The sequence below is a fragment of the Bacillus sp. Root131 genome, from assembly GCF_001429475.1.
Classification (GTDB): domain Bacteria; phylum Bacillota; class Bacilli; order Bacillales; family Bacillaceae_G; genus Bacillus_A; species Bacillus_A thuringiensis_S.
Genome location: NZ_LMJQ01000036.1, coordinates 1 through 3,016, shown reverse-complemented (window position 1 = coordinate 3,016; position 3,016 = coordinate 1). Strand labels below are relative to the sequence as shown.

The window sequence follows — 3,016 nt, the reverse complement described above, 5'->3', positions numbered from 1 at the left end:
ATTTTTAACTTCATCTAATAACAGCATTTTTTCTTTTGGATATAATTCTTCAGAAATACATTCCACAAGATTTGCGGCTTGATCTATGTCATAATCTGTAAGTTCTGATTGTAAAGTGTTTTTTATAGGATTTGCATAAAATGTATTAATTATTTGTTGTACTGTTTCTAATTTTTGTTTCTCTCTATCCTCTCTTATAGAACGAGTAATTGGCAGAAATTCAATTTTATCAATAAGTACTGTTGTGTTTGTATATACATCCGAACGATTAAACACAAGAGATATGTTTTGATTTGGAGCAAATTTCACCTCGTTAGAAAATTCTAAGTACTGAAAATCTTTATATTTTAAATTCGTATAATCTGTACCAGAAAAAGTGGGGTTGAGTGCCATACCCAGTTCTGCTACCCCTGGGATACTAAGATTTATAACAGCTCGAGTATTTGCGCTTCCATTTGAAGCATAACGAATTCTTATAAAATACGATTGTTGAAAATTTGAGTGTTGACATGTAATTTTGAAATGATCTTTGAAATCAATTAAATCCCCTCCTGTATGACCAGGTCCTTGAACAACCTTAGAAGCAGTCCCAAGTGAATTCGCTTTTACAGCTGGAATTTGGGTAGTTAAATGTGTATAAATTGTATTTTTAGGATCAACACTAGAGTGTGTCCAAGCAAACGTATACACTTGAGTTTTATATGTTGCAGGGATACTAAGACTTTTAATAAATGATAAAATATGACTATAGTTATCATATGTTGGAAAAAGGGTAGGGTTTCCTTGATTCTCTCTTCGTTTAAGAATTGGTAACCCGAAAATATTTTTATTTACATCATAAGTTATTTGCCCAGATCCTGCTGTAAGTTCTTTCTCCAAAAGTCTAGTACCATTAGTTATAAAAAAATCCATTTTACTAATATTATTATAATCATTTAGATATTTATTATCTAAGCTTATGACATTTAATAAAAAAATATAAATATTTGTTGCCAAACCAAGAGATTTTAATTTATCAGTTACATTGTGATTTCCAAAAACACTAGATTTTTGGGATATATTATCAAGTGTGTAATGAAACATATTATAATGGCTGGTGAAAAAATTATTAGGAGTAGTTTGCGCTTTTTCATAAAAATTCAAAGAATCAAGCCAAGTAAATAAATGCGGTCTACGTGTAAGTGAATCCTCTTGATATTGAAAGTCATAATATTTATAGGGGCTTTCTTCGAAGTTAAGTACCTGATAAATTTCTCGAGTAAGTTCAGATTGGACACCTATTGGATATTTACCTACATCATAATTAGGAAAGAGTGCAACAAGATCTAATACAGCAGTAGTCATTTTTGTTCGATACGTATTGTATGTGTTCCAGTTTATATTTCCATCAAGATTACTATCAGGCGTCGTTTTAATTAAATTTAATCCTTTTTTATAAGTTGTTACACAATAATTAGTGTAATCTTCTATAGCTTTAGTCAATACTGGATAATAATCAATTGCTGTTGGCAAAGGCTCTAAATAATCGAATTGTCGATTGTTTTTTAAATACGCTTCAAATTTGACGGCTTGATTTAATACAGTCAGATGTAAGTTTGCTGCTTGTGCATAACTAGATAATACTAGTATGTTATAGTAATCGCAATCACTAGGATTAGGAGGACAAGAGTTTACAAGCTCTGGAATGACATTTTGAAAATGGTAATGAACTAGCTGGATTTGTGTCCTTACATCCTGAGTATTTTGTGGGTTTGGATTATTCTCCCATGTTTTAAGGTGATTATGATAAGTGCTGATAACATTAAACGACCTGTTTAAAATTTTATTAGCATTACTTATATATGTTGATGCTATTTCTTTTTTTATAATATTTTTAGTTTGTGTTATAAAGTCACTCCATGTGTTAGATTGGTCTTGGGCTGGAAAAAGAACTGGTATTAATGTACCAAAACCTATTAAAGCAAGTCCTAAGGGTGTTGTGAACCCGAAACCAGTCAGTACGGTCCCAACTACAATAGTATAGGCACTGAGTTCACCACTATCAATAAAAGTTTCAAAATCTCCACCATACTGCTGATTCTGTTGACACATATTGAGCCAATCTTTATAATTTGTACTTTGTAATAATTGTTTTGGACTATTTTCTATTGGATATCTTGTATAATTATTAGATATATTTAATTTTTTTTGTGAAGCATTTAATGTTTCATATTCATTTTTATTTTGATAAGGATTCATATTTGTTCCTCCCATACTCAATTTAGATACACTCTTTTTCTGTAGCAACAAAGATTATTTTAAATCATTTTTAAATTGATATGGTTTAAAAAGTACAAAATTGAAAATTATTGATTACTTTTACAAATCCTATATACATATTAATGTACCAATATAATTATTCGTAATTTATACATTTTAAAAATTTTTGCGTTAAATTTTTAAAACTTTGTATTTCATATGGTTTGTTACAAAACCTCACACAAAAATAAGAAAACCTTCTTTACAAGAATTCTTGGTATCTTTGACCCTTATGCATTTATCCTCTCCTATGTAGTAATCTCTCTTTCTTTTACACTCCAAGCTATCAAAATTTCCCTTATGCATTTTAAAGTATTCGTAATTTAAATAATCTATTCCTGTTACATTCTTTCAACAAATAACCGCGTCATTTTTTGACAATCAACCAGCCTGTTAATTTTTAAAAAAGCTATCTAATCCCCTTCAATATCCCTTTATATGCCTTTTACATCAAATAGTATAGGAACTGATGATGTTTTTTAAGCTATGGTACTGCTACCGTACAGGTTATTATTTCGCGTAAATTTATTATTTTAGGCATTTGAAACTCATTATACAAATTACTCACGTGGCATTCCACCTGGTTTGCAATGTCTGGATATTCTACGCCTTAATAACATCAAAGGTTCTGGTGCAAATAATGGACAAACGCAAAAAAAGGCATAGATTCCTTCTGGAATCCACTCCTAAGCAGTTAATCCAAATAACTGATGAATAC

General features: G+C 30.0%; 1 pseudogene. It reads right to left on the bottom strand.

The annotated features are described in order from the left end of the window. Positions 1 to 2,238 (bottom strand): annotated as a pseudogene (gene cry4Aa, locus ASE54_RS28180) (pesticidal crystal protein Cry4Aa); the annotation flags it as partial. Positions 2,239 to 3,016 lie beyond the last annotated feature (778 nt).